Raw genomic sequence first — 24,797 nt, 5'->3', positions numbered from 1 at the left:
TCAGCCTCCCCAAACCTGCAGCGGCACGGTGACGATGGCGAGCGCGAACGCCAGTCCGACAATGAACAGGACGACCGCGTTACCCATCCAGCCGTTCGTATGTTCGCCAACGTACGTCTCATCGTTCATCAGGAACAGGAACGGGATGACCCCGAGCGGAAGGCTCATGGCGGTGATCGCCATCGAAAAGATAGTGATCCGCAGGGGATCGAGACCGGCGGCGATCGGAATGACGGCGATCACGATGGCGACCGTGTAGACTAGGCTGAAGGCGGGATCGGTCTTCGGCTTTGCGTCCTCGGACCAGTTCCAGCCGAACCCCTGGGCGGTGATATAGGCCTGGGCGAGGCTCAGCTCCAGCGCGGCGCCGAAACAGGTGATCAGGAGCGAAAGCGAGAAGATGTAGATGCCCCAGGCGCCGAGCGCCGGGGTCAGGATCATCGCGATCTGGTCGTAGCTTTCGATGTCCTCGATGCCGCGCGGAGGGTAGACCATGGCGGCAAGGACGATGATGGCAACGGCAAGCACGCCCCCGAACGCCATGCCGAAGGTCGCCGTGATCCTGTTGATCCCGAAATACGACTTGTCCCACTTTTCCTCGATGACCCCGGAAGAATAGAAGAAGAACAGATAGCTTGAGATCGTTGCTCCGAGGATGCTGACGGCGATGAACGCGTAGTGCGCGCCGTTCCTGTCGGGAAGAGACGGGAGTGCGCCCCTTGCCACGTCGCGCCAGGGAGGTCCCATGACGAACATGGCGACCACGAAGGCGAGCGAGATCAGTCCGAGCGCCGACACGCCCTTTTCGATCGTGCCGAACGTGCCGCGCCACAGCAGCAGCCAGACGGCGAAGGCGACGGGCAACGCCCACCATTGAAAGCTCCACCCGGTCAGGAACTGTAGGCCGAGCGCCACGCCGCCGATCTCGGCGGCAAGCACCATCAGATTGACGATCGACATCACGACCAGGACGAGGATGAAAAGGTTGGAGCCGAAGCGGTCGCGAATACCGTCGGCGATCGTATAGCGGCTGGCGATCGCGAACCGCCCGGACATCTCGACGAGCACGATCAGGCATGCCGTTCCGAGGACGACGGCCCAGATGAGGGCGAAGCCGTAGGCCGCCCCGGCCTGGGCTGATGTCGCAATCGAACCTGTCTCCAGGAAACCGCCGACGCTGGTAACGATCCCAAGCGAAACCTCGAGCCATTTCTTCATGGCATCTCCGTACGGGGGCAGGTTCGTTCCTATGCCCGACGCCGACTCGACGCGCTTCGGTTGCGGACGATCTTTCCGAAGGGTGGGACCGCTCTCCACGAAAGGGCAGTGGCCCAGGACCGAAAGTAACGCGGAGATCAGCCCCGCTGTTCCGTGGAGGACGGCCGATCGGCGGCGGGCCGCCGGAACAGGACGGTCCGCCCTGCCTGAAGCGGGAGGGAGGTTCCCAGCAGCGCCTCGTCCCCCCTGACGCAGGGTAGCGAGGTTTACGACTTGTTGACCGTCTTTGCATACCGATCGGAAAGATTGAACCTTTGTCGTCGTTCATGAATTCAGTTCGGAAAGTAGAGGTGCAGTGAATGGGTCGGATGAAGTTGCTGCGGATCGTGGTGGGACTGATCGTTATCGCCGGGGCGTTGTTCATAATCATCGGCGAACAGTTGACCGGAGCAAGCGGCAATGCCTTCGTGAATGCCCGTCTGACCACGTTGCGAGCGCCGATCGCAGGCAGTCTGCAACTCACCGAGCGGCCATTGGGCGCCCGGGTAGGTCTCAATGATCCGATAGGAACGATCTCCGGCCAACTCGTCGACGACGCCAAGCTGGCCGACCTCCTCAATGATCGAGCCACCCATCAGGCGAATATCGATCGCATCACGGTGACGATCGAGTCGTTGACCAATGCCATCGACAAGTTGCGGACCCGGGCTGCCGTTTACCTCGAAGAGCGAACGCAGCAGTTGCGGGCTCAGGTGGATGCCGCAGCCTCCCTGAGTGCCGCAGCCGAGGCGCGCCTGCGCTATGCGAACTCCCGTCTCGAACGCTCCACTCGCCTGAGTGAGCGCGGCGTGCAGGCCGCCGAATCGCTGGACGAGGCCCGCTCCCTTGCCGAAGTGTCCGAACTGGAACTCCGGAACGCCCAGCAGCAAGGCGCGGTGTCCAGTATCGGTCTCGCCGCCGCGGAACGTGGGATCTTCCTCGGCGAGGGCTACAATGATGCGCCCTACTCGGAACAACGCATTTCCGAACTGGAGGTCCAGAAGGCCGAGCTTCAGGCGCAGCTCGAGGCACAGACCGCCTCGCTGAAGGCCATCGACACGCGGATCGCCGCCGAGCGCAGCCGCGTCAACCGGCTCTCCACGGCGGTGCTGGAGTCAAACGTCAACGGGCTGATCTGGGACTATCTTGCCGCTTCCGGCGAGACCATCCAGCGTGGCCAGGATCTTGTGCGGCTGGTCGACTGCAGCACTGCGATCGTCAGCCTGTCCGTCTCGGAAAGCGTCTACAACACGATCAGCCACGGGGATCGTGCCAGCTTCCGGCTGGACGGAAGCTCCAGGCTGCTGGACGGCACCGTCACGCGCCTTGCCGGGTCCGGAACCGAGACGATCTATGAAAATCTGGCCATAAAGCCAAGCCAGCGGCACCTGCAGCGCTTTGATGTCACGCTCGATGTTCCCGCCTTGCGTGAAGAGCAGGGCTTGAGCTGCCTCATCGGCCGCACCGGCCGGGTTTTCTTCGATAGCCGACCGCTCGACTGGTTCAGACGGCTCTGGGCCTGAACATGTTCGGGTTGCTCCAAGTCACGGAGGTGCAGTCGGCCTACGCCTCGGTTCTGCTGGCGGCGGGCCTGGCCCTGGTCCTGCCGCTGCTTCTCGACCCGCGCAACAACGTCCACCGAGGCCTGCTGTTCGCAATCGCAATAGCGCTTTCCCTCCGCTACATCTGGTGGCGCGGCTCAGAGACGCTTGCACCCGCCGGTCTGACCTGGGATTGCCTTTTCAGCTGGGGCTTCCTCCTGCTGGAAGCAGCCGCTGTGCTGTCTTCGATGAGCTCCTTCGTCATCCTCGCCCGGACGCGTTCGCGGTCCGAAGAGGTGGACCGGCACCAGCGCTGGTGGGAGCCGGAGGCCGCCCCGCGGGTGGCGATCCTGATCGCCACCTACAATGAAGACCTGTCGGTGCTGGAACGGACAATCGTCGGCGCCGAGGCCAGCGATCATCCCAACTGCGAGGTCGTGGTCCTGGACGACGGGCGGCGCGACTGGCTGCGCGACTACTGCCAGACGCGCGGTACCCGATATCTGCGGCGTCCGGACAACAAGGGCTCCAAGGCGGGGAATATCAACCACGCGCTTGGCGTTCTGGCCGCCGATCCCGAGCCGCCGCAGTTCATCGCGGTCCTCGATGCCGACTTCGTGCCTCACAGGGGCTTCATTCCGCGCGCCCTCGCCTTGTTCCATGATGGCAAGGTGGGTCTCGTCCAGACGCCCCAGCACTTCTTCAACCCCGATCCGATCCAGCACAATCTCGGGCTCAGCCGTTCCTATCCGGACGAGCAGCGCTTCTTCTTCGATCACCTGCAGCCAAGCCGCGACGCGTGGGGAATTGCCTTCTGCTGCGGGACGTCGTCCGTGATCCGCTGGGAGGCCGTGCAAGCCGCCGGCGGCTTTCCGACCGACAGCATCACCGAAGACTTCCTGCTCACGCTTTCACTTCAGGAAGCCGGTTTCCGCACCGTCTACCTGAACGAACCGCTGACGGAAGGCCTGGCTCCGGAGGGTTTGAAGGAATATGTCACCCAGCGTTCGCGGTGGTGCCTGGGACTGATGCAGATCGCCCGCGGGCGTCTCGGCCCGCTCACACGCAACGGGCTGCGGCTGCGCGACCGCTGGAGCGTCATCGATTCGGTGTTCTACTGGCTCACCACCTTCTCCTTCCGGCTGGCGGCGATGACGTTCCCGCTCCTGTTCTGGTTCTTCAACGTCACCGTGGTGGACGCCAGCGTCCCCGACGTCATCCGCTATTTCGGCCCCTACATCGTCTGGATACTCTTCGTCCTCAATTTCATTTCCTCCGGAATGGTCGTCCCGATCGTCAACGACGTCGGCCAACTGCTCGGTGCAATCCCGATTGTCCGGGCGGCGGTCACGGGACTGATCAAGCCGAAAGGCCACCCGTTCAGCGTCACGGCGAAGGGCGGCGACCGCACCAGGGTCGTGGTCCAGTGGCGGCTGATGATGCCGTTTCTCGTGCTCACCGTGCTGACGCTGATCGGTCTGCTGATCGGAATCCTTTCCGACCGCTTTGCCTACAACGATGCCGGTGACGGCAAGGTCATCATCCTTTTCTGGACGCTCTACAATCTGGTGATCCTCGGCGTCACCCTTGCGGTCTGCGTGGAACTGCCGCGGGTCGAGCGACACTTCGCCGACCAGCCGGAGCGGGTGGTGATTTCCGTCGACGGGGCGCTCAAGCGGGTCTGGATGACAGACCTGACGCAGCAGAGCGCACGGATTCGCGGACTGGCGCTGGTTGCCGGCCATGCCCTCGAGATCAAGATCCGCGGCGTCGGGGTCATGCCTGCCACCGTGATCGAAGGCACGGGCGACGGCGGTGTGCTCTCCTTGTCCATGCAACCCGACCAGTACGACGCGCTGCTGCGGCGGCTTTATGCCGAAGGCAATGTTCCAAGCGTCACATCCACCCGACTGGGCGGCATTCTGGGCGATGGACTGGTCAGGCTCGTCCGGCGCTAGGCACGACGTTGCCTGCTTTCCTCGAACCCGTCGTCGTCCTCGGACGGATCGCGAGCCAGTCCCTGAAGGCGGGCGAGTGCCGCACCGATCGTGGACAGCTCCGCGGTCCGGCCGCTTTCGAATGGGTAGACGTCCTCGCCCTGGGCGATGGCGCGCGCGTTCCTGGCCAGGGCGCGGAAGGGGCGGATGAAGGCGACGATGAAGAGAAGCGTCAGCAGGACGAGCAGCATCCCGAACATGAAAAGGTTGAACAGCACCTCTTTCGACATCGCCTTGGCCGGCTGGATGACCGCATCGGCGTCGATCCGGGCGATGATGTTCCAGCCGAACTTCGGAAGGCCGCGATAGGCCAGCTCCGGGACGGTTGCGGTAAAATACAGCTTGCCGTCCGGCCACGTCTCTACATTGACGCCGGTCGCCCCGGCCCGCGCCATCCGGAAACTTGGTATGTCGAGGTCTGCATAATTGCCGCCATCGCTCGCAAGGACCGCCTTTCCCTGCGGATTGACGATGAAGAGCTCCAGGTTCATTGCGTCAGCCAGTTCTCCGACGAGCCTCTGTGCCCAGTCGGAGTTCAGGTGCAGGCCCAGAACCCCGGCGATCGTGCCGTCGGGGGCAGCAATCGGGGTCGCGAGGTCGAGGAAGCTCGGCGGCCTCCCGTCCGCTGCCGGGGGCAGTTTGGAAGCGAGCAAGACCGCTTCATGAACGTCGCCGGCATAGTCGCCCTGCAAGCCCCGCTGGAACCATGGTCGCGAGCTGACATCGGCACCAAGCAGCAGATCGTTGGAGGCTGCCCCGACCCGGCCTTCGCTGTTCGCAAATCCGGCCCAGGAGATGATCGTGCCTTCACCCGTAAGCGTGCTGAGCTGATCCTTTATCCTGGCCGCCTCGTCCGGACGTGCACTTCGGCGAACCGAGGTGAGACTGCTCCACTCCCTGTACAAGGCCTGGGCCAGCGCAACTTGCGCCCCCTTGACCCGGGTCTCCACCGCCCGTGTCAGGCTGGCTTGCTCGAACGCCCGCGCCCGGTCGCTGATGACCTCGTAAGCGCTGGCGAGCCCGATCAAGCCACTGACCAGCACGAATGCGATCGTCACGGTTGCCAAAGATGGTGCCGAAGCCCTTTCAGTGTTTGCCATTCCGGTTCCTTCCAACGTCTGCCAGTGATTCCAATATTGCAGACTGGAAGGCCGGACCAGTGTCAGTTCTTGGAAGCGGGCCGAGCGATCGGCAATCAGGGCCGCCCGACAGTGCCGCCGAGCCCGCGCGCCGCCCGCCGTTGCACGCCAAGTTCAGTGGCAGTCAGCTCTTCGAGCCAAAAATGAAATAAACACTTGTTTTTGACCGGAAACTGGATCCAGTTTCCCGGCGCTGCTCTAATCTGGCGCGTCAGGAAGAGGGAACACAATGAACCGCAGGCCGAAGATCGCTGTGATCATGAGCGAGAATACCAGTTCGAGCGCCGACCGTTACGACATTTCCAAGAACTACTTTGCCGCTATCGACCGGGCTGGCGCCTTTGGGTTCGGCATCCCCTACGCGCTTGATCTGGTCGATCAGGTCGTCGACGAGTTCGACGGGTTCTTGAGCGTCGGCGGGCGAATCAATTTTCCGACCGAATGGTATGTCGAAGGCGACAAGTCCCAATATCCGCCATCCGATCGTCTCGCCGTCGAGATGGCGCTGATGCAGGGATTTCTCGAGCGCGACAAACCCGTCCTCGGCATCTGCAACGGCATGCAGATGCTTGGTTGCCTGCTCGGCTGCCGGATGGTCTCGAATGTTCATTCCTCCTGGCCAGGCGCGCTTGAGCACGACCGGGAGGATGTAAGGCATGCCGTCGAGATCTCCAGGAACACCAGGATGGCGGATATCTTCCAGGCCGATGCCTTCCGTGTGAACACCTTTCACCGCGAGGCGATTGTCGAGGTATCCAGCGCCGTGACCGTTACCGCCCGGTCAACGGACGATGGCGTCGTCGAGGCGATCGAGGTGCCTGCGCGCGCCTTCGCGATGGGCCTGCAGTGGCATCCGGAAATGCTCGATGCGGAAGATCATCCAGGCCTGCGAATCTTTGACGCGTTTGTGAACGCGGCACGCAACTAACATCGGGGCTTGGTCAATCCCTCGCGTGTCTGGCGTGGGGAAGCTTGTTGCAAGGCCGATCGTTCCTGCTCTCCGCTCGGTTGGGTGCGTCCGCTCGTTCGAACGGTCCCCATGATCGAATTCGGGCTGATCATGTGCTAGGATCAGACCATGATGGATGGCTGGCCCTCAATTCCATACATGCAGTGGCGTGAGACCTGCACGGCCCTTCACCTGTGGTGTCAGATCATCGGCAAGTACCGCCTTGCGCATACGCCATGGGTTAACCACTCCTGGCACGCCACGCTCTACGTTACCCCGCGCGGCCTGACGACCGGGCCCGTTCCGGACCGTGTGCTGATCACCGTCAGCTTCGATTTCTGCGACCACACTCTTGTGGTCGAGGCGGAGGGCGGCGCGCGGGCAATTGTTCCTCTGCAACCCATGACCATCGCCGAGTTCTTCAGCTGGGCCAAGGAGTCGATACAGGCGGTCGGTGGCCGACCGACAATAAACGGCGTCCCGAACGAAGTTGCTGACCCGATCCCGTTCGCAGAGGACCATACGAAACGCCCCTACGATGCGGATGCGGTGCGCCGCTTCCACCAGAGCCTGGTCTGCGTCTCGCGCGTCTTCAACCAGTTTCGAACTGCCTTCCTCGGCAAGGTCTCCCCCGTGCATCTCTTCTGGGGATCCTTCGACCTGGCGGTGACACGCTTCTCCGGCAGGAAGGCGCCACTGCATCCTGGCGGAGTGCCGAACCTGCCGGACAGCGTCGCGCGGGAAGCCTACAGCCACGAAGTGTCCTCGGCGGGGTTCTGGCCCGGGGGTCTCGGGGCCGAGGATGCCATGTTCTATTCCTATGCCTATCCGGCCCCTGCCGCGTTCTCGCAACAGAAAGTCGACCCCGCCGAGGCTTGGTTCGACGAAAAGCTCGGAGAGTTCCTTCTCCCCTATGAAGCAGTGCGCCAGAGCAACGATCCCGAGCGGGTGCTGCTGCTCTTCCTGGAGTCCACCTATCGGGCAGCCGCCGACACGGGAAGCTGGCCGCGGCGGGAGTTGGAATGCCGGCCGGGCGCACCGCGAATACCGCGGCCCGTATAGGCTGCGGCTGACTTGGGTTGCCGCTGCGAGCAAGACGCTGCGGTCGATTCTTTAAAGGTGCCCATGCCCTGGCGGGAACCTGGTGCCTTCGCCGGAGTTTTTCCGATAGGCTCAGGCCTCTCATCCTGGCTTCCGACACCTGAGCTTGAGCGCGCCGGCGCCTCCCCCGTCGCCGGCGTGCTTCCTGAAGGAAGACGGCGATGATCGAGCGCTTCGATATTGATGAGGCGGGAAAACAGGCTCTCCTGAGACAGGTTCTGAAGGACGTGTGCGAGCAGGAGCGCATCTGGGATCACTCCGCCATGGCGGACGAGATCGCTCGCCAGTTGCTTGAGCTGTTTATGGCCGGAACGCATGATCGGGATGGGCTTCTGGCGCTGATCCATCTGCGGATGCTCAGGGGCGCGCAGCGCAGGAAAGTCTTCAGGCGCGGTCCGCCCGACCTCTCTGAATAGTGCGCCTCTTCGGCGCCGTTTCCCAACGGCTTCCATGTGTCTGCAACGTAGCCCCGGAGCTCATTCGCCTTGCAGGCAACGGAAGATCGCAGCCATTGACTACAGCGTGCATTGTGTCACGTTGCGCCTATTGGATGTAGGGTGGGCGCGATGGGAAGGTGGCAACCGCTCCCTTAGTTCTGGCAAGCACTTGGGAGTGGAAGAGTGCTGCTTGGACGCTCGTCACCGTAGCTTTCTTGTACGGTGCATGGGGCTGGACCGTATCGAACGGCAAGAGCGCCATAGCGCGTGTAGCAAGCGAGAAGGGCTACTGCGAGGATGAGGTTTGCGCAGAGGGCATCGCGGACATGAAGCGCATCATCGGTGCGCAGACCCAAACGAGCGCCATGCTCGTGGAATGGTGCGTGGGCGTCGACGAGTGGGCAGCGGCGAACGTCCGTCGTGGTGCGTTTTTCAGATCGATCCTCGTCGATGTCATGTACTGGCCGTGTGGAGATCCGCGTGACGACGGGTAACCCGCCGGGCGGCCCAACCCAAATTGGTTGCCTGTTTCCCAAAGATGCTCGGCGCTGCCGTTGCCGCGTTCCGAGTTCCAGTGCGGCCACTATTGTCATAAGCGGGTTCTGGTGGTGTACTGTAGAGGAGGGGCCGTAGCTCAGCTGGGAGAGCGCCGCAATCGCACTGCGGAGGTCGGCGGTTCGATCCCGCTCGGCTCCACCAACACGGCAGGTGCACTGCCGCGCTGATCTCAGGCGTGTGGGTCCGAAGATGCCCAAGTCCTGGACGGATCGCCCCTTCCCCTAAGGCACCTGCGCACGAAGAACGCCGGGCACGGTCCCTTCGGTCCCTACCAGCTGACTGAAGAGGTGGCGCGGTTTCACTCCGTCGGACGCTTGGAGGAACAAAAGCTCCTGCCGCGAATTGTCTTGGACCGGCAGCTAAGATCCGAGACGGCTTGCGATGGCGCAATCCTCCCCCCTCCACGACACTGAAGAGCGGTCAAGTTCGAAAATCCTGAAAAAGCTCGGTGCTGGCTTGATCACTGGCGCAGCCGACGACGATCCAAGTGGTATCGCCACATACAGCCAGGTTGGCGCCCAGTTCGGCTTTACCCTCGGCTGGACGATGTTGCTCAGCTACCCGCTCATGGCAGCGGTTCAGGGCCTCAGTGCCGGGATCGGCGCCGTCACGGGCAAAGGCATTGCCCAGAACCTTCGCAGTCACTATTCGCCGTGGCTGGCAAGGGCCGCCGTCTTGCTGTTGTTTGTCGCCAACTTCATCAACATAGGCGCCGATCTCGCCGCCATGGGGGCGGCGCTGCGCCTCCTGATCGCAGGCCCGCCGCTTCTCTATGCGGCAATCTTCGGCATCATCTGCGTCCTGCTCGAGGTCTTCGTCAGTTACCAACGCTATGCGCTGTTCCTCAAATGGCTCACCCTTTCGCTGTTCGCCTACGTCATCGTCGTCTTCGCCGTCGACCTGCCGTGGTCAACGGCCTTGCGCGGTGCGCTGATCCCGCAGTTCACCTTCGACAATGGTCACGCCATGGCCCTGACAGCCATCCTGGGGACAACGATCAGCCCATACCTTTTCTTTTGGCAGGCCGGTCAGGAGGTCGAAGAGCTCCGGGTGAGGAACCGGGGAAGGCTCAAGACCAACCCGCAGGCGGCGGAACCGGAACTTGCGCGTATCCGCATCGACACGCTGATCGGGATGGGATTTTCCAATGTCGTCGCCCTGGCCATCATCACGGCCACGGCGGCTACTCTTCATGCGAATGGAATTACGCAGATCCAGACGTCCGAGCAGGCGGCCGAGGCCTTGCGCCCGATAGCCGGGGTTTTTGCATTCGGCGTGTTTGCAGCGGGGATCGTTGGAACGGGTTTGCTGGCGGTACCGGTACTTGCGGCTTCGGCCGCCTCTGCCGTGGCTGAGCTGTTCGATTGGCCGCGCGGGCTGGACCGCGCGCCCCACAGGGCGAAGGCGTTCTATGCAACGATCGCCGCAGCAACGCTCGGCAGCGTCGGTCTCGCCTTTTCCAAGATCGATCCCTTCCAGATGCTCTACTGGAGCGCCGTCGTGAACGGGATACTTGCGGCGCCGCTCATCGCCGTCATGACGATGATGGCGCGCAGTCCCGGCATCATGGGCAAGCTGCTCGCCCCGTGGTGGATGGCGGCTCTAGGGGGATTGACCGCGCTCGTGATGATGCTGGCAACGGCCGCAATGTTCCTGTTGTAGCGGTTGGCGCCGTGGGCCAGCGCCGCAGTCGCGCGGCGGAGGGCTCGGGTGTACCGGGGCGCAAGAACCCGACAGAAGATCCAGGGCAAGCGGTAAGGGCGATCGAGGTTGGCTTTGCGACGCCTCGGCACTACCATAGGATGATTGCCTCAAAGGCCATCGAACCGCCTATCTTTCACCGAGCCAGCATTGGGAGCGGCCAATGTCTCGCAGTGGATGCACCTACAGCGTTTTGACGGCACTCGCGCTCGTCTGGTCCTTTTCCAGCGATGGCCAGGTGCGCGCCGAAGGCCTGCTGGATGACGTGATCGACGGCTTCGTCGAGGCGACTGCTCCGGCTCTTCAAAAAGCAATCGAGAGTTCGAGAGATGACGCCCTGTCGGCCGGCGTTCATCCAATACCCCCAACCATCCGGCAAAAGCTGGAGGGATTTGTAGACGGTGAAATCCTGGATGTTGCCCGCTATCGCGTCGGGGGCGGCGGCGAGCTCAGTCTGCAGAAGAATACCTTCCGTCTCGGGGCGGCAGGTGCCATCACCCTCGATTATGTTATCGTCTTCGCCCATGAAGACGATGCGCTCCACAACGAAGCCGGCTGGGTTCACGAACTTACCCATGTCCGACAATATCGAGACTGGGGAGTGCGGGGCTTTGCGACAAGATACATCCGCAGCTCCAGCTCCGTTGAACAGGAAGCCTATGACGAGGAAGCGCGGTACCTGGCGTGGACCGGCAGGGAATAGTCAGCGACAAGCCTTTTCGAGGACCGCTAGGAGGCCGACTTGGATAGCCAAGCAGATCGCCGTTCACTCTACTACCTTGTCGTCGGAACAAGCACGAACACAAACGAAGGGCTTGGCCGCCTGCTCGCCGCGATCATTGTTTTCATCGTAGTGTTCGGGTCGATATTCTGGATGCTGCCGAGCTGAGCGCTCTTGAAGTCGGCGGCAGCGGACAGACCGCCAGGTCGAGGTTGGGAGCATCGGCAGAATCAACCCCGATGCCTTCTCGCGCCAGAGTGGCGTTCAGCAAACTCACTGAAACTTGACGCCCAGCCTGGTCGCTCCGCGCCACATCACCTGACATTCGAAGTGCCGACCATCCGACAGCTGAAGGGTGAAATGCGATGGTGCTGCCAGGGAGTTTTCGATGTGAATCAGCGCGCCTGTCTCGGACAGGTTCTTCACGATGCAATCGAAAACAGACCCCCCACTGTTGATAACGATTTTCGCCCCGAGAAGAGTGCGCCTCCGCTGGGCCGACCGGTTCTCGATCGAAGGACTATTCACCACCGTGTACCTGACATGACAGCCGATATAGGGAGATTTTTGCCGGTTGGCGCGGCCCGCGGCCCGCTTCCAGGCTCACGTCTCCGCAACATAGCCCAGGACCCGTTTTGAGACGGTAAACGCCTCGGTCAGCGTGTCCGGATTATTCAGGACCGTGACGAGAGCCTCGGCGGTCACATTTGCAAGTTCGATCTCATATACCGCGATCGGCCCGACACGCTGCGACCTGGCGGCACGCCTTATGTTTTCGCGGTGCTCTCTTGCCTGTTCGTAGGCCCTTGCTGCGCTTTCGCAGTAACCGAAAGATCTGTTCGATCCGGGCGTGATCTGAAACCCATAAATGCGCACGTTCACCTCCGATGGGCCGTCTGGTTACCGGCCTCGGCCCCCGTCGGCAATCGCCAGAAAGAGGGGGATGCAGCCGAGCCCGGCAGGCGTCGAACACGCCGCCGGCTACGGAACTATGAGGTGGCGCAAACGGTTCCCGCTGAGAAGAAGTGGAGAGCGCAATGACTACGGTCACATACGAGGTTGTGGAACACGATGGGGGATGGGCATACAAGGCTGGAGACGTCTTCTCCGAGACGTTCGCCACTCATGATGAAGCGCGCGCGGCTGCGGATGCGGCTGCCGAGAACCACGTAAGAGCCGGCGCCAGCGAGCACATCGAGTTCCAGGACGAGGCCGGCCAGTGGCACGAAGAGGAAACGTCGGGGTACGACCGGCCGGACACTGAGGTCCGGGATACGCTATCGCGTCACCACGTTGTTTCGCGGCATTCGCCAAGGGCCCACCCGGTGCGCTCGCCCGCCGCCTCGCCGGCTGGCCACCCCGCCGCCCTCGGCACCATGCTTGCTTTGGCGGGCCTTGCTGGTTTGCTGGCAGGCTATGCTCTTGGCCGCAGAGCATAGCAGAGCGCAGGCGCGGATCGCACCACAAACAGGAGCACTGTCGCCGGGAAGGTGACTATCGGATCAGGGCCACCTTCTCGGACAAATCATTTCTCATGGTCGTGGCGGCCACGCCGGCCTGCCCCATCGCAGAACTGATCTGGTCCAGGCCGATAACCACGTCTCCGGCGGCGTAGACGCCTGGCACGGACGTCCGCTGGTGATCGTCCACAAGAATGCAGCCTTCATCCGACAAGCGTGCCCCGAGCCCGGCTGCGAGCTCGGACCGCGCGTCCGAGCCCAGGGCTGGATATACCGACGCGAACGCTTCGACGCCCGTTGCCGTTGCCAGGCTGATCGTATCCTGCCCTAGAACGATCGAAGTAATCGGGCCCTGCTCCACGCGTATGCCGACATCTTTCAAGCGCCCGATTTCCCCGGCCGTTAGGTCGCTCTCAGGTACAAACAAGGTCAGGTCTTTCGTGTAGCCCCTCAGGAACATCGCCTCCTTGAATCCCCTTGATCCGGAGCCGATGACAGCGACTGGCTTGTCCGTCACCTCAAATCCGTCGCAAACAGGGCAGTAGCGGAGCAGGCCGCGAGCGACGGCTTCGTCATGCTCCTCCGGCGGCATTGCGGGTCTCCTGTTGGCGGTGCCGGTGGCGACAAGAACCGCCCGTCCTTCAACGAGAGTGTCTCCCAGGCGTGCGACGAAGGTGCCATCGACCTTGCCGAGCTCATCCACTTTGCCGTGAAAGATCTCGGCCCCGTATTTGACGGCCTGCGACTGCATCCTGCAAAGCAGCTCTTCACCGCTGATGCCCTCCGGAAAACCGGCATGGTTGTGTGACATCGGTATGCTCCGGGCCCGGCCGGTGTTGTCATCGAGCACGGCAACCGAAAGATGGAAGCGCGCCAGGTAGATCGCCGCCGTCAAACCTGCCGGTCCACCGCCGATAACGAGACAATCGCAAAACTTGGCCTGTTCGATTTGGATGGGTTTTCCCCCGCCGTGTCTGTGCTGGGAACCAAAGCTGCCGAAACTCGGTGTGGAACTTGGGCGGCGGCATTTGGTTCCGAGAAGGCGCATCACCTCGGGAACCGTCGCGTCGCAGCTGGCATGGATCGGCGCAAGCGCCGGCGGTCAGGGCCGTTGATCGCCGATCACGATTTTCGGGAACCGATTCCGATCCGAAGGGTTGAGAGAATGAAGTCGATCAGACTTCGACACCCTAGGAGAACGTCATGCCTGACCAAAATCGCTCACACGGCAAATCCAGTCAGCCGAGCAAACACGGCGATGATAAGTCCGAAAAGAAGGCTTCCGATTCGAAGAGCTCCTCCTCGTCCAGCAGCACCCGCGGCGGGACGCACGAACAGCACGTCAAAGCTGGCCAGCAAAGCCACAAGAACGACAAGTAAGGCTTGATCGCGGAAGGAGCGCGCAATCAGCGCGCTTTTTTGCGCGGTGAGATTTGCAAGCCACTTACAACCGTGAATGAAGGAGGATGCGGTGCAGCCGTCACGCTGCGCCGCGGCAGGGATGCAATGCGGCTCAAGGAGCCGGCGCCGACACCGAGCCGCTTCTTCTCGGACGGCATAGATCCTAAGTGTTCTGTCTCCCACCCGCCTCGCCTACTCGGCGGTTCAGGCGTGTCCGCGAGTGCGTGTCGCGCTTTCCAGATGCCGCACAGGTGATGCGGCTGCAGCCGACGACATGGCCTTCGACCGCAGTTTCACGCTGACGACCGTCCGGCCATCTCGACGGGCGATCTGAAGGGAAGTCCCGTAGGCGTCGAGCACGTCCTGCACGATCCTCAGCCCGAGGCCCGACCCATCGGCGTTTCTTGCGTTCTGGTCGCTTGCGGCCGGCTCGAACCCCGGCCCGTCGTCGATGACTTCGAGGAGCACGGTGTCCGCATCCATGCTGGCTGCCTTCACGATCACCGCCGAACGGGCCCACTTGCGCGCATTGTCGAGCAGATTGCCCAGCACTTCCCCGAAGTCGTGCCGATCCATGCGCAAGCTCAATCCATCGGGCACCTCGATGGAGAATACCAGCCGGTCGGAAAGCGGCATGCGGCGGACGAGGTCCACAAGCCGGGCAGTGTCGCTGGCGAGATCGGTTCCCGCACCGGCGCCAAGGGCGCTGTCTGCAACGGTCGTGCCGCGGATGCGGGCTCGCGCCAGTTCCTGCTCGACATGCCGGCGCATGGTCTCGATCTGCTCGCGCAGCACGCGCGCAAACGTGCGCTGGCCCTGCGCTTCGAGTTTCCCGGCCTCCAGCCCGAGGATTGTCAGCGGCGTCTTGAAGCCGTGCGCAAGCGTGCCGGCGCGATCCCGGGCGCTCTGGAGCAGCGCTTCGTGCCGATCGATCAGCCTGTTGAGATCCTCGGCAAGCGGCATCACCTCGGATGAGAATTCGCCGCCGAGCCGCTGCGTCTTGCCGCTGCGAATGCTCTGGACGGCGCCATGAAGCCGCCGGAGCGGCGCCAGGCCGACATTCATCTGGACGAAGGCGCCACCGAACAGGACCAGCGCGATTGCCGCCAGCGCCAGGTTGAGCTCGCTTCCGAACGCATCGGTGAGCGCCTCGAGCTCGCGGTGATCCAGCGCAACGACGAGGGTCAGGTCCCGGCTCGCCGCACCCTCGCCGATCTTCAGCGGGCGCGCCAGCAGGTAGAGTTCCGCGCCGTCTTCAACCGCGGCCTCATAGGGCTTGTCCGAAGCGCCCGTCTCCGGAACCGGCAGGGTTTGGTCCCACAGCGAACGGGAGTGCTCGAGAACCAGGTCGCCGGCGGAGATCTGCCAATAGGCTCCGCTCAGCAATTCATTGTAGCGCAGGTCGGCGGGCGGCCGGGTGACCGCGACCTTGCCGTCGGGGTCGACGGCAATCGATCCCGCGAGATCGACGATCCGGGTTTCGAGCTCGGCTGCAAGCCGGCGCTGGATGTGGCGCTCGAACAGGAGCTTGACCGATACGCCGGCAACGACGAGCGTCGCCCCGATCGTGACGGCAGCAAGAAGCAGCACCCGGAAGCGCAACGAGTGACTGTCGATGAGACGTCTCATCCGTCAGCCTCCACCACATAGCCTTGGCCGCGGCGCGTCGTGATCAGGTCGGCGCCTACCTTGCGGCGCAGCCGCGCGATAAGGGCCTCCAGCGCATTGTTGTCCGGCTCGCGCCCGCTTTCATACACATGCTCGGCCAGTTCGCTCTGGCCGACGATCCGCCCCCGATGGTGAACGAGATAGCGCAGCAGCCGGAACTCGAGCGAAGACAGGTCGACCGAGCGCCCCTCGATCGAGGCGGCCTGGCGCCTGAGATCGAGCCTGAGCGGCCCGACCTCGATGGTCGACGAGACATGGCCGCCCGACCGCCTCAGAATGGCGGCGAGCCGTGCAAGAAGCTCCTCCATCTGAAAGGGTTTTGGCAGGTAGTCGTCGGCTCCGGCATCGATGCCTTCGACCCGCTCCATCCAGTTGCCGCGCGCCGTGAGGATGATGACCGGCACCTTGGCGCCGCCGGTGCGCAATCTCCTCAGCACGGTCAGCCCGTCCAGGCGCGGCAGGCCGAGGTCGAGCACCACGCCGTCATAATCCTCGGTCTCGGCCCGGAACCAGGCGTCCTCGCCATCGGCGCTGCAATCGACCACATAGCCGGCCTGCTTCAGGGCGGCCGCCACCTCAAGCGCAATCGCGTCCTCGTCCTCCACGATCAAGATGCGCATCAGTAACGCCTCATCCCGAGAATTCTGTTGCGTTCGGCATCGACGGAGATTTGCCACAGATCGTGCTCCGATCCCATCACGACCACCCTGTAGATCGCGCCTCTCCTGGTCGTTCGCACCAGATCGACATTGACGACCCGGCCAGGCCTTGCCGCCCGCACCGTTCTGAGTACGCTCGAAAGCGGCACCATCTCACCGCGCTCGACACCGCGCCGGGCATACTCCTGGTCGCTCAAGTCGTCGTCGTCGCGATCGTCGTCGTCGTTGCCCCGCCCACGGCCTCGTCCTCGGCCCCGGCCATCCCCGTCGTCGCCTCCGCGGCCTCGTCCTCTCCCCCGGCCGCGCCCGTCGCCGCTGTCATGATCACCCCCGCCATGGCCGCTGGAGCCCCCCTCGCCCCCCTCGCCATGGTCCGAGCCGCCACCGCCAGAATGCCCGCCGGAATCTCCATCCTTTGACCAAGCCCCGGGTGAGCCGGCCATGAGGAAGGCCGCCAGGGCAAGGACCCGCCGGCGCGACAGAAGGGACAACTCACTCATCGCACCAGCCTAGCACGGACAATCTGACTTCAAGCTGACAGGCAGCGTCAGGCTGGGATGCCCGGCTGCGACTAAGATCGGCCGGTCGATGGCGACGTTGAAGCAATGGCGAAATCATCCGAAGGAAGGAAACAACATGCGCTTCGAACCGAGAAAATCCATTCCCCTCTCCCTGCTGCGGACCTCCGTGGCGATGATGCTCACGATTGTGCCCTACCAATTCACTGTCGGCAGTTTTGGACCGGAGATCAAGGCGGCGAGCGCCGTCGCCAAGAACGGTGACCGCGGCGACCGTGGCGACCGCGGCGACCGCGGCGACCGTGGCGACCGCGGCGACCGTGGCGACCGCGGCGACCGCGGCGAGCATGGCGGACGCGACGACCATGGCGGACGCGGCGAGCACAGCGGTCGCGGCGGAGGCCATGGAGATTCGGATCACTCGGGTCGCGGCCGCGGCGGCGATGACCGCGCTGGCGACGACCACGGCGGCGACCGCGCTCGCGATGACCGCTCGCACGATGATCGTGATGACGGCCACCGCCGCCATGGCCGCCACGACCGTAACAACAAGGAAAAGGATGATGACCGCAAGGGGCGCGAGCACGTCGACCCCGCAACGGGCATCAAGGTCGAGGTCAAGGGCAACCAGATCGAGGTTTCTTTCCCGGACGGCTCGAAGGAAGAGATCGAGAGCGGCCGATATGAGAGGAAGAATGCCCAGGGACGCACGGTCGAAGAGCGCCCTGCCACCCAGGCGGACACGGAACGCCTGATCGGGTTCCTGCGCTAGGCTGCGGTGCCAGTCGGCGGCAGCGGTCATCCTTGCTGCCGCCGTCCAGGATTTCGCGCCAGGATAGCGCCACCGCGCTCCCGTTGGCATCTCCCCGGAGCCACACGTCGAGCAGCAAGTGTGCGCGACCACCGCGACTGCACGGTATGAGCGCCCGCTCGGCAAGCCGCCGCCACTCGCAGCTGAAGCCGGTGGTTGCCGGAAGCCGGCTTGCACGCCGCCCCGCCGAGCGCATTAGATAAGCTTTGCTCGGCAAGTCGACGGTGCCCCATCTCATTGCTGCCGCGGCCACTCAACATCGGTGAGCACGCCTGGCCGGCGACGGCAGCGAACTGCTTTGCCCGATGTCCAGCGAGTGGCCTTGTCCCATGACAGATAGTATTCTGGCCGAATGCGGACGTAGCAGGCGGTAGAACTCGAACGCTCGCTCGAACGCTCGCAAGGGAAGGGTCTGCATGAGCCCCGCGCGTCCGACCAATCTCGACAGACCCGTTGACGCCAACCGTGATCACCTGCTCGGCTCCGCCGAAGCCGAGATGGTGCTGGTCGAGTATGGGAGCTATGTCAGCGCTTCCTGCCGCGCCACGCATCAGATCGTAAGAAATCTGCGGGATCGCTTCGGCGCCCAGATGAGCTACGTCTTCCGGCATTTCCCGGGCGATAGCGAGAACGGGAGGAAGGCTGCGGAACTCGCCGAATACGCATTCGCGACCAGTGGGGAATTCTGGCCGGTCCACTCGGCGCTGATGAGGCGAGGACCCGGCATAGCTCAAGGCGATCTGGACGAAATAGCGGCAGACTTCGATCTGCCGCCGCCAGAGGCGGAAGGGACCGCCTGGCAATCGGCCGAACGCAATGTGCAGGAAGATGCGGAAAGCGGGCAGCGCAGCGGCGTCGTCCTGGCTCCCACCTTCTTCATCAATGGCCGCCGCTACGAAGGCGCGTGGGACGAACATTCGCTTTCCGAGGCGATGCTCGGTTCCGTCGGACATCGCATCCAGACCGCCTCGCTGGACTTTGTCCGCTGGGGACCGTCCGCCGGAATCATGCTGTTGCTGATGTCGGTTCTCGCCGTCGGCCTGACGAATTCCCGGTATGGTCCGGCCTTCGAGGCGTTCTGGCAGGTTCCCTTCGGGGTGCAGTGGAACGATGCTGCCTTCAGCCTGCCGCTGCTCGACTGGATCAATCTCGGCTTGCTGACGGTGTTCTTTCTTATCGTCGGCCTCGAGATCAAGCGCGAATTCACGGTCGGCCGCCTCGCCGCCCCGCGCGCCGCGGCCCTGCCGATCGCGGCCTCGTTCGGCGGCATGATCGTGCCGGCGCTGATCTTTCTCGCGGTCGTCCCCGCCGGTCCTTTGATGCATGGCTGGGGAACGACGATTTCGACCGACACCGCCTTCGCCATCGCCCTGATCGTCTTTCTCGGCGACCGCGTTCCGGTGGAGCTTCGGGTGTTTCTGACAGCGGTGGTGATCGTCGACGATCTGGTGGCGATCGTCGTCGTGGCGCTGTTCTATTCCGGGCATATCGATGCCGCCTATCTCGTTGCCTCGGCCGTTATCGTCGGATGCCTGGTCATGCTGAACCGCTGGGGCGTGTACCGGGTCCTTCCCTATGCAGTCCTTGGCACGGTGCTGTGGTTCTGCGTTCACCAGGCGGGGCTTCATGCGACGCTTGCCGGGGTGGTGCTCGCGATGGTGATCCCGACACGCCCTCCGGCCAACCTCCATGCGTTGATGGCCCAGGCCGAGACGGTCGTGCAGGCGGTCGTCGAACGGCCGGGAGAGGCCTCGATGCGCCATGGCCTTCCGGAGCCTGCGCTGCGGGCTCTGGATGCGATCCACGCCCGCATCGAGTCGCCGGCCGCCCGGGTGCTGCGCACGGTCGAGCCCTGGTCGAGCTACATGGTGCTTCCGGCCTTCGCGCTCGCCAATGCCGGCGTCGCATTGTCCCTCGCAGTCGTCGAAGGACATGCGGGCCTGATGCTTGCGACGATTCTTGGGCTGGTGGTCGGAAAGCCCCTCGGAATCACGCTCGCCGCCTGGCTCGCGGTTCGCCTCGGGATTGCGATCAAGCCTGACGCCTATACCTGGCGGCAGCTGCTTGGCGCCGGGGCGCTGGCGGGCATCGGCTTCACCATGTCGCTGTTCATCGCCGGGCAGGCATTCGCATCGCCGGCCGACTTCGCGGCGGCTAAGATCGCCATTTTCGCAGCCTCGGTGATTGCCGGCGTCCTGGGCGTGGTGATTTTGTGGAAAAGGCCATCAAACGAAGAGGCGGATGGCCGCAAATGACGGTTCCCTCCCCAGGGCCACCGCCAACGGGAACCGTCGATTGCTACGGCTGCATCTGCATCATGTCTTCCATGCGCGTCGGCATCATGTTCTGCATCAGGTGATCCATGATCCAGATCGATCCGATGACGATAAGGAAGACCACCAGGATGCCGAAGGCGAGCGCCAGGACATTGTTTGTATTGTCCGGTCCGGTCGTGATGTGGAGAAAGAACACCAGATGCACGCCCATCTGGGCTATCGCGAGCACGATCAGCGCGATTGGTACGGCCGGACCGTAGATGATGTTCGAGCCTGCGAGAAAGAACGCCCCGGCGGTAAGCAGGATCGACAGGGTCAGGCCCAGATTGGCGTGGCGCACCCAGTGGCCGGCGTCCTCCAGCGGTTCGTCGCCCGGAGAATGGTCCTCCCTGTTGTCGAGCACCCCGGTGGGGAGCTCCTCGTCAGATGCGAGATTGCTCATCAGCCCGCTCCCATCAGGTAGACGATCGTGAAAATGCCGATCCAGACGATATCTAGGGCATGCCAGAAGAGATTAAAGCAGATCAGCCGGTGAACGATCTCCGGACGAAAACCCTTCACCAGGATCTGCGCCATCATGGTCCCGAGCCACAGCAGGCCCGCCGACACGTGCAGTCCATGCAGGCCCACGAGGCCGAAGAAGGATGTCAGCATCCCGCTCCTTTGGGGGGTGATCCCGCGTGCGGCCAATTCGGCAAACTCCTGCAGTTCGAGCAGGATGAACACGAGCCCCAGAATGCCTGTCGCAGCCAGGAACACCTGGGTCCAGAGCCTGCTCCGCGCGTTGGTGGCAGCAAACGACAGCATGCAGGTGTAGCTCGACACGAGCAGCACCGCCGTCTGCATCGCGACCCGGGGCACTTCGATGATCTGGTCCATCGTCGGGCCGCCGGCTGTTGCTCCCCGCTGTACCGCAAACGCTGCGAAGAAGCAGGAGAACACGACGATGTCACTCAGGAGGTAGATCCAGAAACCGTATCCGACGATGATGCGCTTGCTGGCCGGCCCGGTCATTCCGTGGCCGGCGCCGGCGATGATTTCTGCAGGCCCGTGAGCACGATGACCGAGCCGGTGCGGATCCTCGCGGACGCGGCGGATGGCTTCGACGCTTGCGGGGAGTCCTGTTTCGGTCATGGCAGCGCCCCCTCCTCCGACAGTTTCCGCAGAAGAGCCTCCCGCGAGGCACGGCGAGCCCGTTCCGCCCGCGCGACCTCTTCCGCCGGGACCTCGAACTCGTGGACGTCGCGCCAGGCGAACACGACAAATCCCGCAAATGCGGCAACCAGGGCAACGATGGCGAGCCACCAGATGTGCCAGATCATCGCAAATCCGAAGACGGTGGCGAAGAACGCCGTGTAGACGCCGACCGGGCTGTGGACCGGCATCTCGATCGGCGCGTACTTGGGCTCCGGGGCCAGCTGTTGTGTTTCGATGGCGCGCAGCTTGATGCCCCAGTAGGCTTCCTCCCCCTCGACGTTTGGCATGACCGCAAAATTGAAGAAGGGCGGCGGAGAAGGCGTGGCCCATTCGAGCGAGCGGCCGTCCCATGGGTCGCCGGTCACATCACGCAGCAGTTCCCGGTCCCGGATGCTGACGACGAGCTGCACGACCTGGGCGACCACGCCGACGATGAGGATTGCCACGCCGACCACGGAGACATACAGCCAAGGGCCCCATTCCGGAACGTTGATATGCTGCAGGCGCCGCGTCATCCCCTCCAGCCCCAGAATGTACAACGGCGTAAAGGTTACCCAGAAGCCGATGAAGGCACACCAGAAGGCGACCTTGCCCCAGCCAGCGTAAAGCCTGAAACCGAAGGCCTTCGGAAACCAGAATTCCGCCCCTGCGAATATCGCGAACACGACGCCGCCGATGATGACGTTATGGAAGTGCGCCACCAGGAACAAAGAGTTGTGCGTCACGAAGTCCGCTGGCGGGATTGCAAGGAGAACGCCCGTCAGTCCGCCGATGATGAAGGTGAAGATGAAGCCCATGGACCATAGCATCGGCACTTCAAACCGGACGCGCCCGCCGTACATGGTGAAGATCCAGTTGTAGATCTTCACCCCGGTGCCGACCGCTATGATGCTGGAGGAGATGCCGAAGAAGGTATTCACCGCCGCTCCCGCGCCCATGGTGAAGAAGTGATGCAACCACACAAGCAGCGAGACCACGCAGATGAACAGGGTAGCGGCGACCATCGAGCGGTAGCCGAAGAGCGGCTTGCCGGAGAAGGTCGAAAAGATCTCGGAGAAGATGCCGAAGGCCGGCAGGATCAGGATGTAAACCTCCGGATGCCCCCACGCCCAGATCAGGTTCACGAACATCATCGGGTTTCCGCCCGCCGTGTTGGTGAAGTAGTGCCAGCCGACGTACCGGTCCAGGGTCAGCATCGCCAGCGTGGCGGTCAGGACCGGAAAGACGGCGACGATCAACAGGCACGACGCCAGCGCCGTCCACGTGAATACCGGCATGCGCAGATAGCTCATCCCGGGGCAGCGCATCTTCAGGACCGTGGTGACGATGTTGATCCCGGTGATGAGGGTGCCGATTCCAGAGATCTGCACCGCCCACAGGTAGTAGTCGACGCCGACACCCGGCGAGTAGGCCGTTTCGCTAAGCGGCGGATACGGCAGCCATCCGGTGCGGGCGAACTCGCCGATCAAGAGCGAGATGTTGATGAGCAGCGCCCCGCTTGCCGTCAGCCAGAAGCCCACCGAGTTGAACGTCGGAAAGGCCACGTCGCGGACGCCCAATTGCAGCGGAACCAGGAAGTTCATGAAACCGAGCACCAGCGGCATGGCGCCGAACAGGATCATGATCGTCCCGTGCGCGGTGAAGATCTGGTTGTAGTGCTCCGGCGTCAGATAGCCCTCCGCATTGATCGCCACTGCCTGCTGGGTCCGCATCATGATCGCATCCGCGAAACCTCTAATGAGCATCAGGACGCCGAGCAGGCAGTACATGATGCCGATCCGCTTGTGGTCGACGCTGGTAATCCAGTCGTGCCAGAGATAAGGCCACCAGCCCCGAACGGTGATCAGGACCAGCACCCCCAGTGCGACGAGGATCACCACGGCCGAGGTGATCAACGGGATGGGCTCGGACAGTGGCACTGCGGACAGGTCGAGCTTCCCGAACATGGTCAATCACTCCCGCCTGTGGACACTTCACGGCCCGCATGCCCCGGGCCCTCCGGCTGTGGACCTGGTCCCGGAGGAATCTGCTGGGTGGCGATGGCGTGGAAGAGGCCGCGATCCGCAGCCCGGTAGGACGACGGCGGAACCCGGTGGCTCTGCTTCAGAAGCTCCGAATAGGCTGCCTGGTCCAGGGTCGGTCCGGTGCCGCGGACGCCGTCGACCCAGGCGCCGAATTCCGCATCCGGCACGCTGCGGACCTCGAAATCCATGTCGGAAAAACCGTCGCCGGAGAACTGGGCCGACAGCCCGGCAATCTGCGCCGCCCTGTCCGCCTGCAGATGCAACTCCGATACCATGCCCGGCATCGCATAGATCATCGAACCCAGGCGGGGGATGAAGAAGACATTGAAGACGCTGGCCGACGTGATCGAGAAATGCACGGGAGTGCCGACCGGCATGACGAGCTGGTTGACCGTTGCGATCCCCTGCTCGGGATAGATGAAGAGCCACTTCCAGTCGAGCGAGACCACCTCCACCTCCAGGGTCGGATCCCTCGAGGGAAGAGGCCGGAACGGGTCCAGCCTGTAGGAACCGATCCAGATCAGGCCGCCGATGAACATGATCGTCAGGATCGGGATCGACCAGACGACCGCCTCGATGCGCCCGGAGTAGGACCAGTACGGCAGATATTCGGCAGCGGCGTTGGACGCCCGGTAGTGCCACGCCACCCAGAACGCCACGATGATGGTGGGAATGACGATAACGAGCATCACCACCGTCGCATCGATGAGGATCTCGGCATTCCCCGCGCCGACGGGACCGATCGGCGCCAGGATGCCGGAGCACGATGTCAAGCCGACGCTCAACAGGCCCAGGACCGAACATCGGCACACGCGCAGGGCCTGCTTCGAGACCAGCTGTCGATTCACCTCGACCACCCTCATCTGGGCACGCTCCGCCACCGAGAAGACTTCAAGTGTGATTGAGACTAGTCGCACGGTGACCGAGCACCGGCATGTACCGAAGTGGCCGCTTACCGCTCCCGGAACTCTTCAGGTCGTTTGAACGACGCGATCCCGACATGGTGCAGACCGCAGTTGCAAGCCGATGCATGTTACTTCTCATCAGCCCGGAACTCAATTGACATTCGCCGCCTGGACGTCGCTGTGCCGCTTTCCACCGCCGCGCGCAACGCCCCCGTCCCTGCCGGCCAGAATGAACTCCAGCGCAGCCCCTCGCCAGATCATACCGCGACGGTGACCCCGGATCCCGGCGCCATCCCTACCCGCTGCTGGCGGCGGACCCGTCCTGAGTTGCGCTCGCAAAACGCAAAAAAGCTCCTCGGCGCTTATGCGGAGGAGCTTTTGTGAGGCGGTTTGGATGGTGGTTCTGGTTGCGGGGGCAGGATTTGAACCTGCGGCCTTCAGGTTATGAGCCTGACGAGCTACCGGGCTGCTCCACCC

26 protein-coding genes and 1 tRNA gene are annotated in these 24,797 nt (G+C 63.3%); 14 read left to right on the top strand and 13 right to left on the bottom strand.

What is annotated here, in order from left to right; genetic code table 11:
* Positions 1 to 1,218: an Nramp family divalent metal transporter gene (locus tag C7449_RS13015; RefSeq protein WP_108003247.1), complete on the bottom strand. Its 1,218-nt coding sequence runs from the start codon at positions 1,216 to 1,218 to the stop codon at positions 1 to 3.
* Positions 1,219 to 1,577: 359 nt separating this feature from the next.
* On the opposite strand from C7449_RS13015, the gene C7449_RS13010 reads away from it, so the two are divergent.
* Together C7449_RS13010 and C7449_RS13005 are read left to right on the top strand one after the other, a co-directional pair.
* Complete coding sequence (locus tag C7449_RS13010; RefSeq protein ID WP_245414383.1) at positions 1,578 to 2,780, top strand: HlyD family secretion protein; 1,203 nt, start codon at positions 1,578 to 1,580, stop codon at positions 2,778 to 2,780.
* A 2-nt stretch (positions 2,781 to 2,782) separates the two neighbouring features.
* Positions 2,783 to 4,756 carry a glycosyltransferase family 2 protein gene (locus C7449_RS13005; protein ID WP_108003245.1) on the top strand — a complete coding sequence of 658 codons (1,974 nt, stop codon included), beginning with the start codon at positions 2,783 to 2,785 and terminating at the stop codon, positions 4,754 to 4,756.
* Here the strand turns inward: C7449_RS13005 and C7449_RS13000 are convergent.
* Positions 4,753 to 5,895, bottom strand: coding sequence for a cache domain-containing protein (locus tag C7449_RS13000; protein ID WP_210204734.1), 1,143 nt, complete (start codon positions 5,893 to 5,895; stop codon positions 4,753 to 4,755). The two genes, C7449_RS13005 and C7449_RS13000, sit on opposite strands and share 4 nt — an antisense overlap.
* Before the next feature lie 268 nt (positions 5,896 to 6,163).
* On the opposite strand from C7449_RS13000, the gene C7449_RS12995 reads away from it, so the two are divergent.
* The 8 genes from C7449_RS12995 (at position 6,164) to C7449_RS21805 (ending at position 11,569) form a co-directional block, all read left to right on the top strand.
* Positions 6,164 to 6,862, top strand: coding sequence for a gamma-glutamyl-gamma-aminobutyrate hydrolase family protein (locus C7449_RS12995; RefSeq protein WP_108003244.1), 699 nt, complete (start codon positions 6,164 to 6,166; stop codon positions 6,860 to 6,862).
* Between the two features lie 150 nt (positions 6,863 to 7,012).
* Positions 7,013 to 7,945, top strand: coding sequence for a DUF5996 family protein (locus C7449_RS12990; RefSeq protein WP_108003243.1), 933 nt, complete (start codon positions 7,013 to 7,015; stop codon positions 7,943 to 7,945).
* A gap of 200 nt (positions 7,946 to 8,145) precedes the next feature.
* A complete protein-coding gene (locus C7449_RS12985; protein ID WP_108003242.1) occupies positions 8,146 to 8,400 on the top strand; it encodes a hypothetical protein in 255 nt (84 codons plus the stop codon).
* A 347-nt stretch (positions 8,401 to 8,747) separates the two neighbouring features.
* Positions 8,748 to 8,915 carry a hypothetical protein gene (locus C7449_RS21810; RefSeq protein ID WP_170115882.1) on the top strand — a complete coding sequence of 56 codons (168 nt, stop codon included), beginning with the start codon at positions 8,748 to 8,750 and terminating at the stop codon, positions 8,913 to 8,915.
* A 129-nt stretch (positions 8,916 to 9,044) separates the two neighbouring features.
* Positions 9,045 to 9,120 (top strand) — tRNA-Ala (locus C7449_RS12975).
* Between the two features lie 240 nt (positions 9,121 to 9,360).
* Positions 9,361 to 10,641, top strand: coding sequence for an NRAMP family divalent metal transporter (locus C7449_RS12970; RefSeq protein ID WP_108003240.1), 1,281 nt, complete (start codon positions 9,361 to 9,363; stop codon positions 10,639 to 10,641).
* Positions 10,642 to 10,843: 202 nt separating this feature from the next.
* Complete coding sequence (locus tag C7449_RS12965; protein ID WP_108003239.1) at positions 10,844 to 11,383, top strand: eCIS core domain-containing protein; 540 nt, start codon at positions 10,844 to 10,846, stop codon at positions 11,381 to 11,383.
* Between the two features lie 39 nt (positions 11,384 to 11,422).
* Entirely contained in the window at positions 11,423 to 11,569 is a 147-nt protein-coding gene (locus C7449_RS21805) for a hypothetical protein (protein ID WP_170115881.1), read from the top strand.
* A gap of 105 nt (positions 11,570 to 11,674) precedes the next feature.
* Here the strand turns inward: C7449_RS21805 and C7449_RS12960 are convergent, their stop codons facing one another.
* Together C7449_RS12960 and C7449_RS12955 are read right to left on the bottom strand one after the other, a co-directional pair.
* Complete coding sequence (locus C7449_RS12960; RefSeq protein ID WP_108003633.1) at positions 11,675 to 11,929, bottom strand: PilZ domain-containing protein; 255 nt, start codon at positions 11,927 to 11,929, stop codon at positions 11,675 to 11,677.
* A 75-nt stretch (positions 11,930 to 12,004) separates the two neighbouring features.
* Positions 12,005 to 12,277, bottom strand: a complete 273-nt coding sequence (locus C7449_RS12955) for a hypothetical protein (protein WP_108003238.1) — start codon at positions 12,275 to 12,277, stop codon at positions 12,005 to 12,007.
* Positions 12,278 to 12,438: 161 nt separating this feature from the next.
* Here C7449_RS12955 and C7449_RS12950 point away from each other — a divergent pair, with 161 nt between their 5' ends.
* The gene (locus tag C7449_RS12950) at positions 12,439 to 12,840 is read left to right on the top strand and encodes a DUF2188 domain-containing protein (protein ID WP_108003237.1); all 402 of its coding nucleotides are present in this window, start codon (positions 12,439 to 12,441) and stop codon (positions 12,838 to 12,840) included.
* A 55-nt stretch (positions 12,841 to 12,895) separates the two neighbouring features.
* Here the strand turns inward: C7449_RS12950 and C7449_RS12945 are convergent, their stop codons facing one another.
* Positions 12,896 to 13,756: an NAD(P)/FAD-dependent oxidoreductase gene (locus tag C7449_RS12945; protein ID WP_245414382.1), complete on the bottom strand. Its 861-nt coding sequence runs from the start codon at positions 13,754 to 13,756 to the stop codon at positions 12,896 to 12,898.
* Between the two features lie 308 nt (positions 13,757 to 14,064).
* Here C7449_RS12945 and C7449_RS21800 point away from each other — a divergent pair, with 308 nt between their 5' ends.
* A complete protein-coding gene (locus C7449_RS21800; protein WP_170115880.1) occupies positions 14,065 to 14,241 on the top strand; it encodes a hypothetical protein in 177 nt (58 codons plus the stop codon).
* Between the two features lie 225 nt (positions 14,242 to 14,466).
* On the opposite strand, the gene C7449_RS12940 is transcribed toward C7449_RS21800, so the two are convergent.
* The 4 genes from C7449_RS12940 to C7449_RS22345 are packed head-to-tail and all read right to left on the bottom strand — an operon-like array spanning position 14,467 to position 16,911.
* Positions 14,467 to 15,891, bottom strand: a complete 1,425-nt coding sequence (locus C7449_RS12940; RefSeq protein WP_108003235.1) for a sensor histidine kinase — start codon at positions 15,889 to 15,891, stop codon at positions 14,467 to 14,469.
* Positions 15,888 to 16,550, bottom strand: coding sequence for a response regulator transcription factor (locus C7449_RS12935; protein ID WP_108003234.1), 663 nt, complete (start codon positions 16,548 to 16,550; stop codon positions 15,888 to 15,890). The genes C7449_RS12940 and C7449_RS12935 overlap by 4 nt, the downstream gene beginning before the upstream one ends.
* Positions 16,550 to 16,786, bottom strand: coding sequence for a PepSY domain-containing protein (locus C7449_RS21795; RefSeq protein ID WP_108003233.1), 237 nt, complete (start codon positions 16,784 to 16,786; stop codon positions 16,550 to 16,552). The genes C7449_RS12935 and C7449_RS21795 overlap by 1 nt, the downstream gene beginning before the upstream one ends.
* Positions 16,783 to 16,911, bottom strand: coding sequence for a hypothetical protein (locus C7449_RS22345; protein WP_280952476.1), 129 nt, complete (start codon positions 16,909 to 16,911; stop codon positions 16,783 to 16,785). Before C7449_RS22345 ends, C7449_RS21795 begins: the two co-directional genes overlap by 4 nt.
* A gap of 314 nt (positions 16,912 to 17,225) precedes the next feature.
* Here C7449_RS22345 and C7449_RS21960 point away from each other — a divergent pair, with 314 nt between their 5' ends.
* Positions 17,226 to 17,879 (top strand): hypothetical protein, encoded by a 654-nt coding sequence (locus C7449_RS21960; protein WP_210204733.1) that lies wholly within the window; start codon positions 17,226 to 17,228, stop codon positions 17,877 to 17,879.
* A gap of 455 nt (positions 17,880 to 18,334) precedes the next feature.
* The gene (gene nhaA / locus C7449_RS12920; protein ID WP_108003231.1) at positions 18,335 to 20,173 is read left to right on the top strand and encodes a Na+/H+ antiporter NhaA; all 1,839 of its coding nucleotides are present in this window, start codon (positions 18,335 to 18,337) and stop codon (positions 20,171 to 20,173) included.
* A gap of 43 nt (positions 20,174 to 20,216) precedes the next feature.
* Here the strand turns inward: nhaA and cyoD are convergent, their stop codons facing one another.
* Genes cyoD through cyoA form a run of 4 tightly spaced genes read right to left on the bottom strand, consistent with a single transcriptional unit; the run spans position 20,217 to position 24,188 of the window.
* Complete coding sequence (cyoD, locus tag C7449_RS12915; protein WP_108003230.1) at positions 20,217 to 20,636, bottom strand: cytochrome o ubiquinol oxidase subunit IV; 420 nt, start codon at positions 20,634 to 20,636, stop codon at positions 20,217 to 20,219.
* Positions 20,636 to 21,328, bottom strand: coding sequence for a cytochrome c oxidase subunit 3 (locus C7449_RS12910; RefSeq protein ID WP_108003229.1), 693 nt, complete (start codon positions 21,326 to 21,328; stop codon positions 20,636 to 20,638). Before C7449_RS12910 ends, cyoD begins: the two co-directional genes overlap by 1 nt.
* Positions 21,325 to 23,337, bottom strand: coding sequence for a cbb3-type cytochrome c oxidase subunit I (locus C7449_RS12905; protein WP_108003228.1), 2,013 nt, complete (start codon positions 23,335 to 23,337; stop codon positions 21,325 to 21,327). Before C7449_RS12905 ends, C7449_RS12910 begins: the two co-directional genes overlap by 4 nt.
* Positions 23,338 to 23,339: 2 nt before the next feature.
* Positions 23,340 to 24,188 (bottom strand): ubiquinol oxidase subunit II, encoded by an 849-nt coding sequence (cyoA, locus tag C7449_RS12900; RefSeq protein WP_245414381.1) that lies wholly within the window; start codon positions 24,186 to 24,188, stop codon positions 23,340 to 23,342.
* Positions 24,189 to 24,797 lie beyond the last annotated feature (609 nt).

The organism is Mycoplana dimorpha, from assembly GCF_003046475.1.
GTDB classification, from domain to species: Bacteria; Pseudomonadota; Alphaproteobacteria; order Rhizobiales; family Rhizobiaceae; genus Mycoplana; species Mycoplana dimorpha.
This window is presented reverse-complemented; position numbering and strand designations above follow the sequence as displayed.

What these genes read in the sequence shown, in the direction of transcription:
- C7449_RS13015 (WP_108003247.1), bottom strand. Translation starts at nt 1,218, where the DNA reads ATGAAGAAATGGCTCGAGGTTTCGCTTGGGATCGTTACCAGCGTCGGC.
- C7449_RS13010 (WP_245414383.1), top strand. Translation starts at nt 1,578, where the DNA reads ATGGGTCGGATGAAGTTGCTGCGGATCGTGGTGGGACTGATCGTTATC.
- C7449_RS13005 (WP_108003245.1), top strand. Translation starts at nt 2,783, where the DNA reads ATGTTCGGGTTGCTCCAAGTCACGGAGGTGCAGTCGGCCTACGCCTCG.
- C7449_RS13000 (WP_210204734.1), bottom strand. Translation starts at nt 5,895, where the DNA reads ATGGCAAACACTGAAAGGGCTTCGGCACCATCTTTGGCAACCGTGACG.
- C7449_RS12995 (WP_108003244.1), top strand. Translation starts at nt 6,164, where the DNA reads ATGAACCGCAGGCCGAAGATCGCTGTGATCATGAGCGAGAATACCAGT.
- C7449_RS12990 (WP_108003243.1), top strand. Translation starts at nt 7,013, where the DNA reads ATGATGGATGGCTGGCCCTCAATTCCATACATGCAGTGGCGTGAGACC.
- C7449_RS12985 (WP_108003242.1), top strand. Translation starts at nt 8,146, where the DNA reads ATGATCGAGCGCTTCGATATTGATGAGGCGGGAAAACAGGCTCTCCTG.
- C7449_RS21810 (WP_170115882.1), top strand. Translation starts at nt 8,748, where the DNA reads ATGAAGCGCATCATCGGTGCGCAGACCCAAACGAGCGCCATGCTCGTG.
- C7449_RS12970 (WP_108003240.1), top strand. Translation starts at nt 9,361, where the DNA reads ATGGCGCAATCCTCCCCCCTCCACGACACTGAAGAGCGGTCAAGTTCG.
- C7449_RS12965 (WP_108003239.1), top strand. Translation starts at nt 10,844, where the DNA reads ATGTCTCGCAGTGGATGCACCTACAGCGTTTTGACGGCACTCGCGCTC.
- C7449_RS12950 (WP_108003237.1), top strand. Translation starts at nt 12,439, where the DNA reads ATGACTACGGTCACATACGAGGTTGTGGAACACGATGGGGGATGGGCA.
- C7449_RS21800 (WP_170115880.1), top strand. Translation starts at nt 14,065, where the DNA reads ATGCCTGACCAAAATCGCTCACACGGCAAATCCAGTCAGCCGAGCAAA.
- C7449_RS12940 (WP_108003235.1), bottom strand. Translation starts at nt 15,891, where the DNA reads ATGAGACGTCTCATCGACAGTCACTCGTTGCGCTTCCGGGTGCTGCTT.
- C7449_RS12935 (WP_108003234.1), bottom strand. Translation starts at nt 16,550, where the DNA reads ATGCGCATCTTGATCGTGGAGGACGAGGACGCGATTGCGCTTGAGGTG.
- C7449_RS22345 (WP_280952476.1), bottom strand. Translation starts at nt 16,911, where the DNA reads ATGACAGCGGCGACGGGCGCGGCCGGGGGAGAGGACGAGGCCGCGGAG.
- C7449_RS21960 (WP_210204733.1), top strand. Translation starts at nt 17,226, where the DNA reads ATGCGCTTCGAACCGAGAAAATCCATTCCCCTCTCCCTGCTGCGGACC.
- nhaA (WP_108003231.1), top strand. Translation starts at nt 18,335, where the DNA reads ATGAGCCCCGCGCGTCCGACCAATCTCGACAGACCCGTTGACGCCAAC.
- cyoD (WP_108003230.1), bottom strand. Translation starts at nt 20,636, where the DNA reads ATGAGCAATCTCGCATCTGACGAGGAGCTCCCCACCGGGGTGCTCGAC.
- C7449_RS12910 (WP_108003229.1), bottom strand. Translation starts at nt 21,328, where the DNA reads ATGACCGAAACAGGACTCCCCGCAAGCGTCGAAGCCATCCGCCGCGTC.
- C7449_RS12905 (WP_108003228.1), bottom strand. Translation starts at nt 23,337, where the DNA reads ATGTTCGGGAAGCTCGACCTGTCCGCAGTGCCACTGTCCGAGCCCATC.